General features: G+C 67.5%; 18 protein-coding genes. 10 read left to right on the top strand and 8 right to left on the bottom strand.

All coding sequences use genetic code 11. The features are described 5' to 3' along the window. Window positions 1–71: 71 nt before the first annotated feature. On the top strand, window positions 72–1,112 hold the full coding sequence (locus tag HOV91_RS21805) for a lipase family protein (RefSeq protein WP_312884728.1): 1,041 nt from the start codon (window positions 72–74) through the stop codon (window positions 1,110–1,112). A 732-nt stretch (window positions 1,113–1,844) separates the two neighbouring features. On the opposite strand, the gene HOV91_RS21800 is transcribed toward HOV91_RS21805, so the two are convergent. The 4 genes from HOV91_RS21800 to HOV91_RS21785 all read right to left on the bottom strand — a co-directional run bounded on the left by HOV91_RS21800 (window position 1,845) and on the right by HOV91_RS21785 (window position 6,717). Next, window positions 1,845–3,050 (bottom strand): acetyl-CoA C-acetyltransferase, encoded by a 1,206-nt coding sequence (locus HOV91_RS21800; RefSeq protein ID WP_174187264.1) that lies wholly within the window; start codon window positions 3,048–3,050, stop codon window positions 1,845–1,847. After that, a complete protein-coding gene (locus HOV91_RS21795; RefSeq protein ID WP_174187263.1) occupies window positions 3,043–3,609 on the bottom strand; it encodes a hypothetical protein in 567 nt (188 codons plus the stop codon). Before HOV91_RS21795 ends, HOV91_RS21800 begins: the two co-directional genes overlap by 8 nt. A 451-nt stretch (window positions 3,610–4,060) precedes the next feature. After that, on the bottom strand, window positions 4,061–5,560 hold the full coding sequence (locus tag HOV91_RS21790; protein WP_174187262.1) for an MFS transporter: 1,500 nt from the start codon (window positions 5,558–5,560) through the stop codon (window positions 4,061–4,063). Window positions 5,561–5,718: 158 nt separating this feature from the next. After that, complete coding sequence (locus HOV91_RS21785) at window positions 5,719–6,717, bottom strand: NAD(P)/FAD-dependent oxidoreductase (RefSeq protein WP_174187292.1); 999 nt, start codon at window positions 6,715–6,717, stop codon at window positions 5,719–5,721. 362 nt (window positions 6,718–7,079) lie between these two features. Between HOV91_RS21785 and HOV91_RS21780 the strand changes: the two genes are divergently transcribed. Further along, window positions 7,080–8,723, top strand: a complete 1,644-nt coding sequence (locus HOV91_RS21780; protein WP_174187261.1) for an FAD-dependent oxidoreductase — start codon at window positions 7,080–7,082, stop codon at window positions 8,721–8,723. Window positions 8,724–8,883: 160 nt separating this feature from the next. On the opposite strand, the gene HOV91_RS21775 is transcribed toward HOV91_RS21780, so the two are convergent. Together HOV91_RS21775 and HOV91_RS21770 are read right to left on the bottom strand one after the other, a co-directional pair. Beyond that, the gene (locus HOV91_RS21775) at window positions 8,884–9,726 is read right to left on the bottom strand and encodes an alpha/beta fold hydrolase (RefSeq protein ID WP_174187260.1); all 843 of its coding nucleotides are present in this window, start codon (window positions 9,724–9,726) and stop codon (window positions 8,884–8,886) included. A gap of 108 nt (window positions 9,727–9,834) precedes the next feature. Next, window positions 9,835–10,650 carry an oxidoreductase gene (locus HOV91_RS21770; protein ID WP_174187259.1) on the bottom strand — a complete coding sequence of 272 codons (816 nt, stop codon included), beginning with the start codon at window positions 10,648–10,650 and terminating at the stop codon, window positions 9,835–9,837. A 198-nt stretch (window positions 10,651–10,848) separates the two neighbouring features. Between HOV91_RS21770 and HOV91_RS21765 the strand changes: the two genes are divergently transcribed. Together HOV91_RS21765 and HOV91_RS21760 are read left to right on the top strand one after the other, a co-directional pair. Beyond that, a complete protein-coding gene (locus HOV91_RS21765; protein WP_217441008.1) occupies window positions 10,849–11,613 on the top strand; it encodes a methyltransferase domain-containing protein in 765 nt (254 codons plus the stop codon). 263 nt (window positions 11,614–11,876) lie between these two features. Continuing rightward, window positions 11,877–12,500: a TetR/AcrR family transcriptional regulator gene (locus HOV91_RS21760; RefSeq protein ID WP_174187258.1), complete on the top strand. Its 624-nt coding sequence runs from the start codon at window positions 11,877–11,879 to the stop codon at window positions 12,498–12,500. A 383-nt stretch (window positions 12,501–12,883) separates the two neighbouring features. On the opposite strand, the gene HOV91_RS41105 is transcribed toward HOV91_RS21760, so the two are convergent. After that, window positions 12,884–13,405, bottom strand: coding sequence for a DUF4158 domain-containing protein (locus HOV91_RS41105; RefSeq protein ID WP_369009324.1), 522 nt, complete (start codon window positions 13,403–13,405; stop codon window positions 12,884–12,886). Window positions 13,406–13,473: 68 nt separating this feature from the next. Between HOV91_RS41105 and HOV91_RS21750 the strand changes: the two genes are divergently transcribed. Together HOV91_RS21750 and HOV91_RS21745 are read left to right on the top strand one after the other, a co-directional pair. Continuing rightward, window positions 13,474–13,710 carry a hypothetical protein gene (locus HOV91_RS21750; protein WP_174187256.1) on the top strand — a complete coding sequence of 79 codons (237 nt, stop codon included), beginning with the start codon at window positions 13,474–13,476 and terminating at the stop codon, window positions 13,708–13,710. Window positions 13,711–13,887: 177 nt separating this feature from the next. Further along, complete coding sequence (locus tag HOV91_RS21745) at window positions 13,888–14,397, top strand: hypothetical protein (RefSeq protein WP_174187255.1); 510 nt, start codon at window positions 13,888–13,890, stop codon at window positions 14,395–14,397. A 189-nt stretch (window positions 14,398–14,586) separates the two neighbouring features. Here the strand turns inward: HOV91_RS21745 and HOV91_RS21740 are convergent, their stop codons facing one another. After that, window positions 14,587–15,213, bottom strand: a complete 627-nt coding sequence (locus tag HOV91_RS21740) for a TetR/AcrR family transcriptional regulator (RefSeq protein WP_174187254.1) — start codon at window positions 15,211–15,213, stop codon at window positions 14,587–14,589. Between the two features lie 332 nt (window positions 15,214–15,545). Between HOV91_RS21740 and HOV91_RS21735 the strand changes: the two genes are divergently transcribed. From HOV91_RS21735 to HOV91_RS21720, 4 genes are all read left to right on the top strand, one after another. Then, entirely contained in the window at window positions 15,546–17,159 is a 1,614-nt protein-coding gene (locus tag HOV91_RS21735; RefSeq protein WP_174187253.1) for an AMP-binding protein, read from the top strand. Then, window positions 17,156–17,929, top strand: a complete 774-nt coding sequence (locus tag HOV91_RS21730) for an enoyl-CoA hydratase/isomerase family protein (protein WP_174187252.1) — start codon at window positions 17,156–17,158, stop codon at window positions 17,927–17,929. The genes HOV91_RS21735 and HOV91_RS21730 overlap by 4 nt, the downstream gene beginning before the upstream one ends. A 16-nt stretch (window positions 17,930–17,945) precedes the next feature. Beyond that, window positions 17,946–18,704, top strand: a complete 759-nt coding sequence (locus HOV91_RS21725) for an SDR family NAD(P)-dependent oxidoreductase (RefSeq protein WP_174187251.1) — start codon at window positions 17,946–17,948, stop codon at window positions 18,702–18,704. Between the two features lie 58 nt (window positions 18,705–18,762). Then, the coding region (locus HOV91_RS21720) for a CocE/NonD family hydrolase (RefSeq protein WP_174187250.1) at window positions 18,763–19,836 on the top strand (1,074 nt) is incomplete at its 3' end.

Here is a 19,836-nt window from a genome sequence, read left to right as displayed (position 1 = left end):
CCGGTAACAATGGGGACCTGATCCGCAACGAACCAGTCCGTCTCCTGGGTGGTTCCCTGTTGGCGGCACTGGTGCCGGCAGCAACTGCGACCCGCATCATGTACCGCTCCTCCGACACTGCCGGTGCACCGATCGCGGTCACCGGAACGGTCTTGACCCCGACCGCGGGGTGGTCCGGGCCCGGCCCCCGCCCCCTCGTCAGCTATGCCTTCGGCACCATCGGAGCAGGCGACAACTGTGCCCCGTCGAAACTCATCGCCGACGGCGCCAGCAACCCGCTGCTCGACGCATCCATGGTCGACCCCGCGTCGCTACTGGCACGCGGCGTCACCGTCGTGGTCACCGACTACGAGGGTCTGGGTACCCCGGGCGCACACACCTACCTGCAACCGGTACCCGAAGCGCACGCCGTGCTCGACGCCGCACGCGCCGCCATCCGCTTCGGCGCGGCGACACCGAGTGCGCCGGTGGGGATTTGGGGATACTCGCAGGGCGGCTCCGCAGCCGGCGCAGCCGCCGAATTGGCCCGCAGCTACGCCCCGGACCTCAACCTCGAGGGCACCGTTGTCGGCGCACCGCCGGCGAATGTCTCCTCCACCATCTCGAATGGCGACGGCAAAGCGCTCACCGGTGCGATCGGCTACTTCCTCAACGGCCTGCTCGCCAGCCACCCGGAATTCACGGCGGCGGTCACCACGATGCTCAACCCGGCCGGCATCGACTTCCTGCACCGCACCGCGACCGAATGCCTCTTCGACTCAACGCCACATGCCTATCAGCCCACCAGTTCGTTCACCCTCAGCGGTCGACCCATCATCGACGAACTCCGGGCGGATCCCACGATCCGAGCTGTTCTCGACAGCTTCAATCTGGGCCAACGCGCTCCCGCCGCCCCCGTACTCGTCGCTCAGAACGTCAACGACGACGTCTGCCTCGCCGTAGACACCCACGAATTGGAAACCGCTTGGCGCGCTGCCGGTGCCACCGTGACCAACGCAAACATCGACACACCCCCTCTGCTACCGCAACTCGGGATCGTGGGGCATACGGCGGCAGGGCAGCTGCTGAATCCGACCGCTGTGCCTTGGCTCATCGACCGGTTCAACCACTGAAGGCTCGGCCGATCGGCAACCGAAGCCGACGGCCGGAATCGCGGACGAGCAGCTGATGCTCGCCGAGCCGAGACAGTCCTCGTTATCTCGCCGATGCTTCAGGTCCGGCTGTATCCGGCGCCCGCCGACACGGCCGCCACTCGGCTGATCAGCAAGTTGCGTTGCAGTACGCACAGCTAGGCCGGCCGAGGCGGTCTGGGCCTTCTTCGACTGCTGCGGTCACGACCGGAATGCCTCGGTCATCTTTGTTATCTCCGTGGGGCCCGACCAACCACATGGAAGACCGCAGCAACCGACTGTCGTGACCTTGACTGCGCCGTCCGCGTAATATGTCGTGACGATGAACGCTTGCGCCGCGTAGGCGCATTCCGGACACGACCCGAAAAAGTCCAGCACCTCGCACCTTCGCTGGTCGACAGCGAGACCGGACGGCGGGAGCTTGCCGGATGTGTTTGAACTCGCCTTATTCGCGTCCATGCCAGCAATCACTTCCAGGTTGCCGAAACAATTGCTCGCAAGGCAAACGCGGCAAGATCGTTTGACCACTTATCGGCATGGCTACGATTTCTATCGCCTCGGCACGCTTCCGTCTCCATTCCCGGTAGAACGTCAACGCCGCGCTGGGCGTGGCACAAAAGTCGAGGACCGTGCCGCCCAGCCAGATCCGAACCCGCACATCACCTTCGACTCGCGATGCAGCCGCGCTCGGTGTCGGTGTCCGCACGCTGCCCGTCATAGCGCCGTTCCCACTGGTACGCGGACGATGAGGGCGTCGCCTTGGCCGCCGCCACCGCACAGCGCGGCCGCGCCCACACCACCGCCGCGGCGCTTCAGCTCCAGCGCCAGGTGCAGCACGATCCGCGCGCCCGACATCCCCAGCGGGTGACCGATCGCGATCGCACCACCGTTGACGTTGACCTTTCCCGGGTCGATACCCAGCTTGCGGGTCGAGGCGATCCCGACCGCCGCGAATGCCTCGTTGATCTCCACCAGATCCAGATCCTCCGGCGAAATACCTTCTTTGGCACAAGCTTTCGCGATCGCATTCGCGGGCTGGTCCTGCAGCGTGGAATCCGGACCGGCCACCACACCCGCGGCACCGATCTCGGCGATCCAGCTCAACCCCAGCTCCTGGGCCTTCTCCTTGCTCATCACGACCACCGCGGCCGCACCGTCGGAGATCTGCGACGCCGAACCGGCGGTGATGGTGCCGTCGGCGGCGAAGGCCGGACGCAACCTGCCCAGCGACTCCACCGTCGTATCCGCGCGCACCCCCTCGTCCTCGCTCGCCACGATCGGGTCGCCCTTGCGCTGCGGCACCGACACCGGGACGACCTCGTCGGTGAACACGCCGTTCTTCCACGCGGCGGCGGCCTTCTGATGCGAGGCGGCAGCGAAGGCGTCCTGTTCGGCGCGGCCGATGCCGTCCCCGGCGTTGCGGGATTCGGTCAGCTCGCCCATCGCCTGATCGGTGAAGATGTCATGCAGCCCGTCGTAGGCCATGTGGTCACGCAGGGTCACATCCCCGTACCTGAAGCCCGCACGGCTCTTCTCCAGCATGTGCGGCGCCCGGCTCATCGACTCCTGACCACCGGCCACCACGATCTCGTACTCACCGGCGCGAATCAGCTGATCCATCAACGCGATCGCGTTTATCCCCGACAAACACACCTTGTTCAGCGTCAACGCCGGAACATCCATCGGGATACCACCGGCCACCGCAGCCTGACGCGCCGGAATCTGCCCCGCACCCGCGGTCAAAACCTGACCCATTATCACGTAATCGACCTGCTCGGGCGCCACCCCACCACGCTCCAACGCCGCCTTGATGGCGAAACCACCCAGATCCGAACCGGAGAACCCGGACAACCCACCGAGCAACCGACCGACCGGGGTACGGGCGCCGGAAACGATGACAGTAGTACGTGCCTCAGACATGTGCCGACTCCTCCAGATCGACAATCGGTTCCGCACCTGTCGAGGTGGCGATTTGCCCGACCGTCACATAAGGTGCGAGTTCCGTCCTCCCTCCGCTCGGGCGGTACACATCGGCGCGCAAGATCGTGCTGTCGCGCATCGTGGCCTCGACATAGAGTTCGGTCCGCAGACCGGCGAATCGCCGCGACCGCTCTCGCGATTGCCCGAAAGTGACATCCGAGGCAGAGCCGTCCTGATCGACGAACGTGAACGCCACCACATCGCGGGGGTGGCGATCACACAGCAACCACGCCGGATCGGCATCGTCCGCGGCGATCTCAGCGACGCGCGCGGCGGCACGCTCCCCGGTCGGATTCGGATCCGGAACCATCAAAGCCTCCTGGGTACGCGCCTGGGTACTGAGTTCTATTATAAAGTACCCACGCAATCCCGTCGAGGCAAAGAGGCTTCGTTCACGAGGAAGTAACAGATATCGGCAATACGAATGTCGTCGGTGTGTCGCGAATCGACGCGCCGACGACCTTCTCCAATGCCGACCTGCAGGGTCCAGCAAAGTCATCTGCGAGGGGTGACGTGCGGCTTATATTGGTTTTGCCCGATATGTCCCGGAATGAGTTGAATGGCGGTCACGGCCTGTTTGCCGCGCTGCATCCCAGCATGGCGGCACCTCGGTGGATGTCGGATTGTCAAGAGGTTGTTATTGGTTCGCCGCAGATTTGAGTCGGCCTAGCGAAACGAGCGCGCCGGGGTAGCGATGGGTTGACATGTGGACGAGGGCCACGTGTTCTGGTCGCGGCCGCGCCTACCGCCCCGCTGGTTCTGACACCGAGTCACCACAAGATCGAGAAGGAGGACTCGTGCGCGTTGCGCGCAGGGCAAAGGCGGGCAGGGGGCGTCCGTTCGGGAGAGGCCGGCCACCACCCTGGAGATGCCCTGCTTCTTGCGTTGATTTGTGTCCTGAGAACAACACTCATCGCAGGTGGCAGGGCATCTCTAGGGTGGATCCAGGCTCAGTGGGCCATTACGGGCTCGCCCTCGGATGGCTTCAGAGCTCGATTCGGAATCAGGAAGGCCGCGATCACCGCACCGACCACGAAGAATCCGGTGCCCCATGCCAGGGTGGCCGTGTAGCCCTCGACCCCGGCCTGTGCCGCGGTCAGCGCGCTGGGCGTGTGTGAAGTCAGGTAGTCGGTCGTGGCCGTCGTGGCAACGGTGGTCAGTAGTGCCGTGCTGATGGAGCCGCCGATTTGCTGACCGGTGTTGATCAGTGCCGAGGCGACGCCCGCGTCATCGTGGTGCAGGCCTGAGGTCGCCCCCTGGAACGCGGTGGTCATCGCCCCGCCGATGCCGAGACCCAGCAGGATCATGCCGGGCATGATGTGGGTGGCGTAGGTGCTGTCCAGCTCGAGCCGGGTCAGCAGGGCCATACCGGCTGCGGCGACCAGGAAGCTGGCGCTGACGACGATCTTCGGGCCGACCTTGGGCAGCACCAGCGAAGGCATCGTGGTCGACGTAGCGACGACAGCCGCGACCATCGGCAGGAACGCCAGACCGGTCTTGATCGGCGAGTAGCCGAGGCTCGCCGCGAAGTAGTAGGTCAGGAACAGGAAGATCGAGAACATTCCCATACCGAGGACGAACACCGCCACGAACGAACCACCGCGGGTCCGGTCCAGCACGACGCGCAGCGGCAGCAGCGGATGGGCGACCTTGGACTCCAGCCACACGAACACCACGAGCAGCACCGCGCCCACGATCATGGAGCCGAGGGCGACCGGGTCGGTCCAGCTGGTGGACTCGACGTGCGCGAATCCGTAGACGATGGCGAACAGCGCGGCGCTCACCACAAGGATGCCCGGAATGTCGAGTTTGGGCTTGTGGGTGATCACGGGCTTGGCCAGCAGCAGCAATGCACCGATCAGGGCGGGGGCCGCGAAGGCGACGTTCACGTACATCACCCAGCGCCACGATGCCCATTCGGTGAGCATGCCGCCGAGCAGCAGCCCGATCGCGCCGCCCGCACCACCCAACGCACTGAAGATGCCGAAGGCCTTCGCCCTTTCAGACGGTTCGGTGAAGGTCACGCTGAGCAGTGAGAGTGCTGCGGGCGCGAGCAGTGCGGCGAAGAGGCCTTGGGCCACGCGTGCCGCGACGAGGATCTCGAAGTTGCCAGCCGCGCCGCCGACGACGGATGCGGCCCCGAAACCGGCCAAGCCGATTACGAAGAGGGTACGCCGGCCCAACAGGTCACCGAGTCGGCCGCCGAGCAGCAGCAGGCTGCCGAACGCCAGCGCGTAACCTGTGATGACCCACTGTCGGCTGCCGTCACTGAAGCCGAGGTCTTGCTGCGCCTCGGGCAGCGCGATGTTCACGACGGTCGCATCGAGCATGACCATGAGCTGTGCCAGGCCTAGCACGACCAGCACCCACCAGCGCACGGCATGTGAGCCGCGAAGGCCCGAGTATGCCTTTCCGGAGGCGGGTGCCCTGCGGTCGATATTGGTACTCATTTTTTTCCCCTTGCTTGCTGGGCATGGCTGTAAACCGTCTGAAACTGAATTGGTTTCCAGACGGGAAAACTGATCGATTTCTCACCGACGAGGTGAGGCGAATGGGTGATGGGCTGTGATCTCAGGGCTTCAAGATTGTCCAGTGGCCCCTGGTGGGCTTACCTCGGCGATCCCTGGAGGGCCGCGTCGGTGTCCGCGGTGGCCAGCATCCTGTTGATGTCGGCGCCGGCCAGCGCGCCGGCTGCGGCGGAGGCCCCGACCTGGGCGGCCATATCGGTGGCGTTGCCGGCCACCCACACACCCGGCACCTCGGTGGTGCCGGCCGTGCCGGAGGCGAGAACGCGGCCCGCGTTGTTCGGCAGGTCCTGCACCGGCAGGCCCAGGCCTTCCAGACCCTGGGTACGGGCCTGCATCCGCGGGCCGACCGCGAGGACGCGGCGGGCCACGACCTGGCCGTCGGTCAGGCGCACCCCGGCGAGGGCACCGTCCTCGTCGTTGACGACCTCGGTGAGCGGGGTGTCGATGACGCGGATGGCGCGGGCGGCGAAGCGGGCGCGGCTGTCCTCGTCCAGGTCAGTGCCGTGGGTGAAGTAGGTCAGGTCCTCGGTCAGCTGACGGAACAGCAACGCGTGACCGATGGAGCCCGGGCCGGTGGCGAGGATTCCGACGGGCTCATCACGCACCTCCCAGCCGTGGCAGTACGGGCAGTGCACCACACTGCGCCCCCAGTGCTCGGCGAGCCCGGGCACCTCCGGCAGCACATCGGTGAGGCCGGTGGCCACCAGGACACGGCGAGCGGTGATGCTGCGGCCGTCGGCCAGCGTGACGGTGAACCGCAGGTCCCCGTCCGCCGACGGGGCGGCGGACTCGGCCGAGACCACCTCGCCGTGTACGACGCGTCCGCCGTATTGGCGCACCTGCTCCCGGCCCTGTCGAAGGATCTCGGACGGCGGGGTGCCGTCCAAGACGATGAAGCCGTGCATAGCCTCCGCGGGCGCGTTGCGCGGGGAACCGCTGTCGATCACGACGACCGAGCGGCGGGAACGGGCGAGGATCAGTGCACCGTTCAGCCCCGCGGCGCCCCCGCCGATCACCACCACGTCGACGGTCCCCTCGGCCAGTGCATCGCTCGCGTACGGAGGAGTCGTCACAGTCATGGTCTCCTGCCTTTCCTTGTCAGTCATGGTTCGGTCAACTCGGGTTCTGGATGGTTGGAGAGGGGGTCCGATGAGCTAAGGACCGTTGTGTACTGAACAGTCAGAAATCTAGGCGGTTCTGTACTGAGTTGTCAAGTATGGCGGGTCGGCCTTACCTTCTGCGGATGGGGCCGCCCGCAGTTTCCAGCGCAAAAACAACGATTAGGCTGGTCAGGGTGCAGGAAAGGCTCTCCCTGTGGTGGTGGGGCACGGCCGCGATGGCCGCGGCGAGAGTTGAGCCCTGGTCGCGCGGGGGAAGCGTCGAAAATGAGCGGAGGAGAATCATGACCGGAGCGATTCGCCCTGCTAGGTAAGGGAGAAGCATGAGCATCACCCCTATGCCGGACGAGCTGACCCATTACTCGTCCCGTCGGCTGGACGAGATCGATGAGCTGGCCTTCCCGGTGTTGGGCCAACACACCCTGGACCTGTTGCGGTCATCCGGTGAGGAGCTGCACCCCGCGCCCGGCGAGTTGCTGTGGGACCTCGGTGATCCCACCGACTTCTACCTCGTGCTGAGCGGTGGCGTGCTCCTCGTGGACCCCTGGGCAGACCGGGTCGTCTTCGTGATCGAGGCCGGTGACTTCGTCGGCGAGCTCGCCATGTTGATGGGGCAAAGCGCCGTCTTCCAGGGCGTGGCCATGCAAGACACCGCGATCGTGCGGGTTCGGGTGGAGGAACTGCGCCGGCTGATGGAGATCTCGGGGGAGCTGAGCGATGTCCTGCTGTCCGCTTTGGATGCCCGGCGGCGCTTCCTGACCAGGAAGGGCGAGGGCGGTCTGGTACTGGCCGGAGACGACGACCGCGACCTGCACCGCCTCCAGGACTTCGCTGAACGCAACCAGATTCCCTACCGGACGGTGCTGCGCTCGAACCCGTCGGCGTGGTCGGAGCTGGCGCAGACCTGCGCCTTGCCCGAGGCCGGTACGGCCGTTGTCACGGCACAGCGCCGCGTCATGACAGCGCCGACCATGCGTGACCTGGCAACCGCGCTGGGAATCGACCTGTTGGGCATCGCCGACGATTGCCGGTGCGACCTGCTGGTGGTGGGCGCCGGACCGGCGGGCCTGGCCGCTGCCGTGTACGGGGCGTCGGAGGGACTGGACGTGGTCGTCGTCGAGGACGTCGCCATCGGCGGCCAGGCCGGCAGCTCGTCACGGATCGAGAACTACCTCGGCTTCTACCGCGGCGTGTCCGGAGTGGAACTGGCACGGGCGGCGATGCTGCAGGCGATCAAGTTCGGGACCAGGCTTCTATCACCCCGCTCAGTCACTGGGCTGTCGAAGGTGCCCGGCGGGTTCCGGGTGCGGCTCGACGACGAGCACGACATCCTCGCCACAGCGGTGATCATCGCCAGCGGCGTGCGCTACCGGCGCCTGGACCTGCCTGGCCTGGCCGACCTGGAGGGCCGTGGCGTCTACTACGCCGCAAGCCAACTGGAGGCCAAACCGGTCTCCGGGCGGAACGCCGTCGTGGTCGGGGGCGCCAACTCCGCCGGACAGGCGGCCCTGTTTCTCGCGCGGAACGCCGGCCACGTCCACGTCCTGATCCGCCGCGATGACCTGCGCGACACCATGTCGAACTACCTGGCGCAGCGCCTGACCCACCACGAGCGGATCACCGTGCACCCTCGCTGCGAACTGTCCGCCGTCCATGGCAGCAGCCGGCTCAGCGGGCTGACCTGGCACGACCGCGCCCGCGACCGGGACGTACAACTCGACGCGGCCGCACTGTTCCTGATGATCGGCGCGGACCCCTGCACGACCTGGCTGCACGACATCGGCGTCGACCTCGACGCCAAGGGCTTCGTGCTCACCCACGACAGCTTCGCCACCTCGATACCCGGGCTCTTCGCCGTCGGTGACGTGCGCGCAGACTCCGTCAAGCGGGTGGCATCAGCCGTCGGCGAGGGATCCGTGGTCATCTCCGCAGTGCACGCCTACCTCACCAGCAGAAGGACGTTCTGACCCGAGCCTTACGGCGAGCCATGGTGGAACAGCTCCGGATGCCGGGTCAGCTCTACCCGGTCCGGCGGATGTGACCGGAGCGGAACCGCGCTCGGCGTCCACCGACCCCAGCGCCGGATCGCCGATCCCGGTGGTCTCGCCGCGAGGGTCGAGTGATCCGCTACTCGGCCCATGCCGCGATCCGTTCCGCGATCGCCTCGGGGGCCTCGATGTGCAGGAAGTGACCGACGTCGGGGACGACCTGCAGTGCGTGCGGGGCGGCGAACCGATGCCGGTCGTCGACCTGCGGGGGGAGGATGCCGCCGTCGTCGGCACCGTGGAGCTGCAGCAGGGGCACCGTGATCGGCTGAGATAGGCGGCGCAACACCCCGAGCATGCCGGGCCGCAGCATCTGCCGGTAGTACTTTATGGGCGCGGGCATGCTCGCCCGCAGGTCCTGGTGTAGGTCCGCCTGCAGAGCTGGATCGAGCGAAAGGCTGGGCGACCATTGACGCCAGAGGTGGTCGATGAGGGCGAGATCGCGGGCGGTGGCCATCCAGCCGCTTCCCGGCAGTTGAAAGAGCCCCATGTGCCAGCTCCGGCGTAGCTGAGCGGGGCGCATCTGGTTCAGGAACGTGCGTGGGTGAGGGATGGCGAGCGTGACCGCGCGTTCGATCCGCTCCGGCGCGGTGACGCAGGCATCGTATGTGATGAAGGCGCCCCAGTCGTGGCCGATCAACTCCACTGCTCGCCCAGGAGACCAGCGGTCGATCATCGCGAGCACGTCGCTGGTGAGGGATGCGAAGTCGAACGGCCCCGCGGTGGGCGACGGCGCGTAGCCCCGAAGCCAGGGTGCGACGACGTGACGTCCGCGGCGGCCGAGCTCGGCGAGGAAGGGCTTCGCGGTCGGCGGATGGTCCGGGAAGCCGTGCAAGACGAGCGTTGGTTGACCATCGGGATCGCCACCCTGCAGCGCGTGAAAGGTGCCGTGTGGCAGGTCGAAGGTGACGTGTTCGAACTCCATGTGTGTCAGCCTTTTCCAAGAGTGGTCGGACGAGAGATGCTGGTGCTGGCTTCGGTGTCTCTGGTTTGGGACATGTGCGTCTGCTCAGGCGCCGGGTGTACTGCGGGGTCAGTCGGCGAGTCGGTTGAGCTTGCGGACTTGCTTGTCGAAGGCGCGCGAGGGCACGATCCGGCGCAGGATGCTGACGCGTGCGGCCATCGAGCCGGCGGCGTACCGGAGCTTGGGCTTGGAATCGGTGGCGGCCGCGACGATCACCTTCGCGACAACGTCCGGGTCGTCGGCGGTGCGCAAGGCCGTGGCCAGCACGTCTCGGGCGATCTCCCGCTGTGCGGCGTAGATCGGCAGGGGCGAGTCGGGTGCCAGGCTGCTCGCCTCGAAACTCGTGGTTGTGTAGGCCGGCTCGATCAGCAGCATCCGGACGCCATGCTCGCGAAGCTCGTGGTCGACGGACTCGGAGTAGCCCTCGATCGCATGCTTGGTGGCGGCGTAGACGGCCATGAAGGGGGCTGGGATCAGACCGAGTACCGAGGAAACGTTGACCACGCGGCCACTGCCCTGGGCGCGCATGTGGGGCAGCACTGCGTTCGTCATGCGAATCAGGCCGAAGACGTTGATGTCGAAGACCTTCTTGGCCTGGTTGATCGAGCTCTCCTCGCCGGCGCCGACCGCGCCCACGCCTGCGTTGTTGACCAGGACGTCGATCCGACCGAACCGCTCGATCACCTCCTCGACCAGGGAGCGGACCGACTCGTCGCTGGCCACGTCGAGATCGAGGAGCGTCACCCCGGCGAGCGGCTCGGCGTTCGCCGCGTTGCGGCTCGTGCCGACCACCGCGAAGCCGGCGTCCACGAGGGCGAGCGCTGCCGCCCGCCCGATCCCGGAGGAGGCGCCCGTCACGAGGGCCACTGGGCGAGCTGTCTGCATGTTGGTTCCTCCCGGTTGTGGGCATGTTTGTCGTGCGCTGTGCGGGGTCGCCTCAGGTCGACATGGTCCGCACCGGTCCTGCAAGCCCGGACCACGCCGGTCCGGCAAGCCCAGGATGGTTGTGTACTGAACTGTCAGAAATCTTCGCAGTTCTGTACTGAGTTGTCAAGAACGGCGGCTCGGCGCTACCTTCTGGGTATGACGAGACCACAAAGCTTCGACCGCGACCACACCGAGGCCATGCTGGCCCTCCTCGACGCGGCGGACCAGATGCCGAGCGCAAGCCTGCTGCGGGCCCGCTCCTACGAACTGCTGTCTCTTGTCCCGGGCTCGTCTGTCGTGGACATCGGGTGCGGTGCCGGGCGGGCCGTCGCCGAGCTGGCCGAGCGTGGCGTCCACGCGGTGGGCGTGGATCCCGATCCGTGGATGCTCGCCGCGGCCCGGAAACGATGGCCGGCGGCCGAGTTCTGGGAGGCGGGGGCGGAGGATCTGCCGTTCGCCGACGGAAGTGTGCGCGGCTACCGTGCCGACAAGGTCTTCCACGCACTTCAGGAGCCGTGGCGCGCGGTGACGGAAGCGCGGCGCGCCCTCTGCCCGGGTGGCAGGATCGTCCTGGTCGGGCAGGACTGGGACGCCGTCATGGTCGACTCTGACGATGCGGCGCTCACCCGCACGATCGTGCACGCCCGCGCCGACCTCCTGGGCACGCCCCGCGCCGGCCGCCAGTACCGCAACCTGCTCCTGGACGGCGGCTTCAACGACGTCACCGTCGAGGTGCACACCAGCGTGTTCACCGATCCTGCGATGCTGTCGTTGGCCACCATGCTCATCGAGCCGGTCTGCACGAGCGGTGCCGTCGGCCGTGACCAGGCCGATGAGTGGCTCGCCGAACAGCGCCGACGCGCCGAGGCCGGCCGCTTCCTCATCGCCATTCCGTTCTTCGTGGCTGCCGCCTCCGCCTAGAGAGCAGATGGAGCGCGGACTGCGAACATCCGCTTGACCGGGAACGGTGACCACGCCTGTCCGGCACTCGTGGCCGATGTGGTTTCCTTGGCCAGCCGGGGGTGGCCCCCTTCCGTGCGAGACGCCTTCGCGGCATCGCGGTCGTGCACGCCCGGACCAAGCCAGTCCGGCAAGCTCAGGGTGGCTGTGTGCTGAACAGTCAGACATCTGGACAGTTCTGTACTGAGTTGTCAAGAAGGGTGGGTCGGCGCTACCTTCTGTGTATGGCGAGACCACGAAGCTTCGACCGCGACCACGTCCTGCATGCCGCCGAGCGGCAGTTCCGCACCTCGGGCTACAACGGCACGAGCGTCGACGACATCAGCGCCGCCACCGGCCTGGGCCGCGGCAGCCTCTATGCCGCGTTCGACGGCAAGCACGGCGTGCTGCTGCAGGCGATGGCCAACTACTTCGCCCGGCTGGGGCAGTTTGCGCCGCAGGCGCTCGCCGGACCGGACGAGGGCGCCCTGGAACGACTGCACGCGTACTTGCTCCGCGCCGTCCACGGGGTGCCCTTGGCCGCCGACGTACCCCCCGCCCCTGACCGGGCGGCGGCGGCCTGCTTCGCCGCCAAGATGGCCCTGGAGATCGGCGCCTCCGACCCCGAGGTGGAACGCCTGGCCAAAGCCTGCTTCTCCGCAGTCGCGACGGCGGTGGCCGAGTGTGTGCGAGCCGCGCAGCGCAGCGGCGACATCGACCCCGACGCGGATCCCGACGACCTTGCGTACCTGCTGCTGACCATCATCCGCGGGATCGATGTCGTAGGCGCCCACGGCCACAGTCCCGCCCGCCTGACCTCGATTGCGGAGAGCGCGTTCGCCTTGCTGCCTCGCCCGCGCCACCGCTGAGAAGGGCACGGCCGGCCTCGTTGCACAGGCATCTGATGTGGTCGGCCCACGACGCCGCGGAGACGAGCGCGTCCTTCATACCGGTCGAGGGCGGGGTGAAAGCACCTTTGCGCAAGCGTGCTCGACATACCTGCGGCGGTTGTTCCGGGTTTCCAGCAGCCCGAGCAGCATCTCGGGCTGCCCGGCGGTCAACTGTCCGGCCAGGTGAGTCCTCAGCCGCTGATCGGCGGCTTGCTTGCACTCGGCGACCAGCCGCTCCAGCATGGAGATACCAGGCAGCCGCGCGCCTTTGCCCCGCAACCCACCGCACGGCCCCGGCCGTGAGAACCTTCGGCCCGTCGCCGGTCGTCTACGCCTGATCGTCGATCCACCCCGCAAGTTCGCTAGCGATAGCGCCGAACCCGATCAGCCCGTGTGCGCGGAGGATCTCGGCCTGATGGTCGTACCGGGTCTGCTAGGTATGCCTTCACACACGACGGATCACCGATACCGAGCTTTTCCGTGAGGTAGTCGACGACAGCGGCTGGTACATCGAGTGGATCCGGCAGCAGCATACTCAGGAAACGCACCGTCGCCAACTGCACCGCGACCCCAAGGCGGCACCGCTCTGGAGCGAGAGGGGCGTTGAGATTGCGTGCTTCGGGGCCGAAGCGCCGATCGCCTCGATTATTTGATCGAAGCGGCACAGACGCGCCTGCCCTCGGCCGGGATGCCTCGGTGACCAGTCGATCTCGGGTCACTGGGCGAACTGCGGGCTGTCCCAAGCCAACCCTGTCTACTTCATCCACACTCTGAATACCGCGCGCGGTCGAGGTCCTCGCCGGTCGCACCGCCGCAACGTCGACTGCTCGGAGGGCGCGCCCGATGCGCGATCCGCGTGTCGCGGTCAGCGTCGACGATGACATGCCCATCGCATCCGTTCCGGATCATGGGTACCAGTACTTGTGAATTAGTACCCAACAAGGTACCGTCTGTGACTACCCTCACAGCAGGCGCGGGTGAATACGCCCGGTCCAGCGCCTACGTCGCAACCATCGGATGGTTGGTGCCGATGAAAGTAACAAAAAATCAGATGAGTCAGGTCCGCATTGACTGGAACGTCGAAGTTCCGATGCGCGGCCGCGACGACCGGACGCTGGGGCGATCGCCGCCTTTCGGCCCGGCATCGTCGTCGAGAGACGACGAGACGCGGCAGGCCGGTCGCCGCTAACTCGGCCTGTCGTTGTCTGCGACGACGAGGATCGGAAAACCGGGGGCCTCATCGTCTCGGCGGAGCCCTGCGCTCCTCGCGTTTATGGTCCGGCATGCGCCGGGTCTTGTGAGTGTGACCACGGCCGGCCGAACCGACCGACCACTGGAATCCGTTCCCGAAGAAGTGAGCCCGAAAATGAATAATTCGCACGAGGTTTCGCACGCGCAGCGTAACAACAACGCGCTGCTGATCATCAGCGTCGTCGCCGTCTGGTGGGCGCTGCTCGGACCGGTCTGGACATATGTGCCGGCAACCGCTACGACTCCAGCCGCCACATTGACTTTCGCCGATCTGGCCGCGTTGAACACCGCCAACCCCAGTGGCCTGCAGGCCGCGTTCTATCAGTGGGTGGCATGGGTTTTCGCGGCGCTGACGACGATCACCGTGGTCGTCGTACTCCGGTCCGGTCGGCGAGCGACGGGTGCGGGCTGCGCTCTGATCGGCCTGCTGCAACTTCTGGTCACCCTATACGTGAGTGCGGAGGCGGCACCGGACTTGTCGGTCCTGCTCTCGAGCCTGCAGTACACCCGGCTGGGGACCGTGCTGTTTCTCGGCTCCATGCTGACACTCACCTATGCCGGTTTCCAGCGGCTGCGGTATGCACAACCCGCTCGCGAAGCGAATCTGGTTGCGGCGCAGGCATAGTCGCACGAGCTTCGAAACGCATCGACCCGGCCGATCCGACGTCGAGATAGGGGTCGTGTTCCGACCGGCGCGGCACGGTGTTCCGGGACAGAATCCGACCTCACGTCGGGTCGACCCGCCCAGGTGGTCGAGCGTCTCGGCGAAAGCTCGCCGGGACCCGTGCAGCATGCCGAGTGTGCCACGGTCAGTTCAGTCCGGACGGCGGAGTAGCCCGTTGAGCAGTAGGGTGCCGAGCTCGGCGAAGGCGTCGGCGGCGGTCATGCCGGTGCGGTCGAGGAGTAGTCCGGATTGGACGCCTTCGATGGCCAGTGCGACCAGGTGGGCGGCGAAATTGCCGTCGGTGGGACGGAATTGGCCGGCGGCGATGCCCTCGTCGATGAGTTCGCGCACGCGCGCGGCCGCGCGTGCGGTGTTGCGGGCGTAGATCTCGGCGGTTGGCGCGAAGGCGACCATGTCGTCGTAGAAGGCGGGCGAGTTGCGCCGCATGGCCTCGGCCACGCCGTCGAGGTAGATGAGGATGCGTTGACGCGGGTCATCGTGCTCGGCTACGCGCTGCTCGATGCTTGCGGCCGAGGAGCGGAAGAACTCCTTGGTTGCCAGCACGACCAATTGCTCTTTGGTCGAGGCGACGCTGTAGAGCGTCGCGCGGGAACAGTGCAGCCGCTCGGCCAGCTCCCCGATGGTGACCGTGGTGAACCCTTCAGCGAGGAAGATCTGCTGAATATTGCCGAGCAGATCGTCGCGCCGTGCGGAGTCCACCCGCCTGCGGCGGGGAGTCTTCACCAGAGAGCGGTTTCCGGACGGGGTTGCGGCCATCTGGCGAGTTTGACACATGCCCACTCCACCGCACCGCGCTGACATCGGCAGCCACTCTATCGGCGGTGCGGTGGGCGGGGCGTGGAGTGCGCAGCACGCCGCCGCCGCTGACTGCTGCGGCAGCCGCGCCTTCCAACCTCACCCCGGAACCTGGCGGTCCGCTCGGCGCGCCTCCTGCTCCCGCGGCCATGCATCTGCGCCAGGTCTCCCCCGGATGCGAACTGCCGGTGCCGGGTGGGCTTTGAGGTCGCCGTCTTTCCCCCTCGGTGACAGTGGGGTAAGTTATACGGTACTGATTAATGGTTTTAAGTACCCAGATGGGAGTGGTGGCGATGAGTGACGACGCCGTGTCGCGTGTCGGCCGATTGCTCGACGAGTTCGGCGCACCGCAGGCCGACGTGGCGTGGCTGTTGTGCGACCGCCATCCGGCCGCGCGCACGGCTTTGACAGTTGCCGACGGGCCGGGTTCGACCACGACCTACACCTACGGTGAGCTGGCCGAGGCCTCGCGGCGGGTCGCGGCGGTGCTGGCCGACGCCGGGGTGGGGCGTGGTGACCGGGTGGCGACGGTGATGGGCAAGAGCGTGGATCTGGTCGCGGTCGTGCTGGGTATCTGGCGGGTGGGCGCGGTGTACACGCCGTTGTTCACCGCCTTCGCCCGAGAGGCGATCGGATCGCGGCTCACCGACGCCGCGGTGGTGCTCGTGGTGGCCGATGACGACCAGCTGGCCAAGGTACCCGAGGGGCCATGGTCGGTGCTGGTGGCAGGCACCGAAGCGGCCGACGGGCTGCGTGCCCGAATGGCCGCCGCGCATCCGGAGGAGATCACCTCGGTGCCGGTCGGGGGCGACGGTGCGCTGGTACACATGTTCACCTCCGGTACCACCGGCAAGCCGAAGGGCGTGGTGCATCCGGTCCGCTACGCCGCGGGCTGGCAGAGCTACCTCGAATTCGGGCTTGGGGTGGGCTCGGACAGCACGTTCTGGTCCGCTGCGGATCCCGGCTGGGCCTACGGGCTCTACACCGCGATCGTGGCTCCGCTGGCCGCGGGTGCGCCGACGATCCTGCTGCGCGGAGGCTTCTCGCCCGAGACCACCTGGGCACTGCTGCAGGAGCTCGCGGTGACCGACTTCGCCGCCGCCCCGACCGTCTACCGCGGGCTGCGCGCCTCCGCCGCGAAGGTCCCCGAAGGGCTTGCGCTGCAACGATTGTCCAGCGCCGGGGAGCCGTTGACCCCGGAGGTGAACGAGTGGGCCGAGCAAGCGCTCGGCTTGCGGGTGCACGACCATTACGGACAGACCGAACTCGGCATGCCGATCGGCTTCCCGCACCACCCGCAACTGGAACTGCCGGTGCGCAACGGGGCGATGGGGGTCGCGCTGCCGGGCTGGACGATGATCGTGCTCGACGAGGACCGCGACGTGCCCGCCCCGACCGGGCAGTCCGGGCGGCTGGCGGTGGTCGTGGCCGAAAGCCCGTTCATGACCTTCCACGGCTATGTCGGCGGTGTCGGCGCGGACCGCTTCCGGGCCGGGGGCGCCTACTTCCTGACCGGGGATCTGGCCTCGGTCGACAGTGAGGGCGTCATCCAATTCTCCTCACGCGACGACGACGTGATCATCATGGCGGGCTACCGGATCGGCCCGTTCGATATCGAATCGACCCTGCTGCGCCACCCGGCAGTCGACGAATGCGCGGTCGTCGCCGCACCCGACGAGGTGCGCGGGGAGGTGGTGGAGGCCTTCGTCGTGCTCGCCCGCGACACCACCGGATCCGACGAGCTCGTCGCCGAGTTGCAGCAGTGGGTCAAGACCGGATACGCCGCCCACGCCTACCCCCGGCACATCCATTTCGTCGACGCGCTGCCCAAGACGCCCAGCGGCAAGATCCAGCGTGCGCAGCTGCGTCGCGATCGGGCCGCCGAGATCACCGCGAGCAGCCGATGAACGCGCCTGTCCCGATCATGATCTCCGATGCCGGGCCGGTCCGCACCCTCACCATGAACCGGCCCGGCCGCCGCAACGCCCTCGATCCCGCGCTGATCGACGCCCTGGACGACGCGCTCACCGACGCCGAGGCCGACGCCGGCATCGGCTGCCTGGTCCTGACCGGTGCCGGAAAGAGCTTCTGCGCCGGCGCCGACCTGCGGTACTTCCTGAGCCTGCGCGACGCCCCGGGTGGGCCGACGGAATTTCTGCGCCGAGTCTCGGCGGTCGTCACCCGGCTCGAACGCAGCCGGCTGCCCGTGGTGGCCGCGGTGCACGGCCACGCCGTGGCCGGTGGGCTCGAGCTCGCGCTGGCCTGCGATGTCGTCGTCGCGAGCGAGGGCACCCTGATCGGTGACGGGCACATCCGCAACAACCTGCTTCCCGCAGCCGGATCCAGCGTGCGGCTACCCCGCAAGGTCGGTGACTCCATGGCCCGCTGGCTCGCGCTCACCGGCACGCTGCTCCCGGCCGAAAAGCTCACCGCCACCGGCTGGCTGCACGCCGTCGTGCCACCCGCCGAGCTCACGGCCACCGCTGCGGCACTGGCCGCCGAACTCGCAGCCGCCGCCGGACCGGCCCAGTCGGCCTTCAAATCCCTGCTCCACGACCTCACCGGCATGAACGAGGACGAGGGCCTGGCCACCGAGCTCGCCGAGTTCGAAAAGCACTGGAACAACACCGATGTCCCCGCGGCGCTGACCGCGTTCCTGCACCGCCGACCGGCCTGACCTGGAAAGGAATACGTTGAACCGCTACACCGATCAGGTGGTCCTGGTCACCGGCGGCGCCCAGGGCTTGGGCGCGGCCATGAGCCAGCGATTCGCCGCCGAAGGCGCGAACGTAGCGATCGCCGATGTCAACGTCGACGCCGCCAACGAGCTGGCGACCCGTCTGCAGGCCGAGACCGGGCGCACCTGCACCAGCCACGCCGTCGATGTCACCTCCTCGGCCGAGGTGACCGCGTGGGCCGACGACGTCGCCGCGCGCCTGGGCCGCATCGACGTGCTGGTCAACAACGCCGGCATCATCCGCGACAACCGCATCGAAGACATCGATGACGACGACTGGCACGCCGTGCTCGAGGTATCACTGTCCGGCGCCTTCTACTGTGCACGAGCGGTACTGCCGCACATGCGATCCCGCAACTACGGACGCATCGTGTCGTTCTCCTCGATGAGCTGGCGCGGCAACTTCGGCCAGGCCAACTACGTCGCCGCCAAAGCGGGCATCGTCGGGCTCACCCGCACCCTGGCGCTCGAGGTCGCCCGCCAGGGCATCACCGCCAACGCCATCGCCCCAGGGCTCATCGACACCCCCATGCTCGCCTCCATGAACGGCCCCGCCCGCGACAAGCTCATCGCCAAGGTCCCCCAGCGCCGCACCGGTGCACCCGAGGACATCGCCGAAGCCGCCGCCTACCTCTGCTCACCGGCCGCCGGCTACGTCAGCGGCATCGTCCTCGACGTCGACGGCGGCCTGGGCATCGGCTCCTCCATCCGCTGAGCACCGCACCACCCGCAATCCCCCGAGTAAGAACGAAAGCGAGACAACGATGTCCGGAATGGAAATCGAATTCGACGTCGAGGCCACCATGCGCGACGGCACCGTCCTGCGCGCCGATGTGTACCGGCCGACCGGGGAGGGCCCGTGGCCCGTCCTCATTCACCGCACGCCCTACCATCGGCGCCAACTGCCCCAGATGATGCTCGACCTATACGCAGCCGTATCCCGCGGCTACATCCTCGTTCATCAGGACACCCGCGGCCGGTCCGGTTCCGACGGCGAGTGGCTCCCGTTCACCTACGAAGTCGAAGACGGCTACGACACCGTGCGCTGGGCGGCCGGCCTGCCCGGCAGCAACGGTGTCGTCGGCATGTTCGGCGCCAGCTACACCGGCAACACCCAGTGGGCAGCGGCCCTGGCCAAGCCGCCGGAGCTGCGGGCGATCAGCCCGCAGACAACGTGGAGCGACCCCAGCGATGGCCTGCACTTCCGCGGCGGTGCGATCGAACTGGGCCTCAACACTGCATGGGCGCTGCAGACCGGCATCGGGGAGATCGTGAGGCGGGAACAGGACCCCGTACAAACCCTCACCGAAATCGGCGCCGCCATCGCGGACTACGACAGGCTGGTCCCCGACGGCTACCAGGGACTGCCCGCCGGGCACCCGCCCGCCATCGCCCGCCACGGAATCCCGGATCTCGGGGTGCGACGCGCACTGGCCGACCCCGCCACCGCCGACGGAGCAACCATCGCCGGCAAACACAGCAGCGTCGAGGCCGCCGCACTCAACACCGCCGGCTGGTTCGACGTCTTCCTGCAGGGCACCCTCGACCACCACACCGCCATGGCAGCTCTGGGCAAACCCACCCGGCTGATCGTCGGACCGTGGACTCATCTGGCCAAAGCCGGAGTAACCGGCGGCGTCATCGGCGAGACGAACTTCGGTCTGGCCTCCACGCACGCGGGCATCCAATTCGACGAGCTGCAACTGGACTGGTTCGACCACTGGCTCAAGGACGCCGACAACGGGGTCGATACCGCGCCGCCGGTCAAAATCTTCGTCATGGGCATCAACCAGTGGCGCGAAGAAGCCGAATGGCCCCCCGCCCGCGCGGTCGACACCCCCTGGTAC

Source organism: Nocardia barduliensis (assembly GCF_013315795.1).
Classification (GTDB): Bacteria; Actinomycetota; Actinomycetes; order Mycobacteriales; family Mycobacteriaceae; genus Nocardia; species Nocardia barduliensis.
This window is presented reverse-complemented; position numbering and strand designations above follow the sequence as displayed.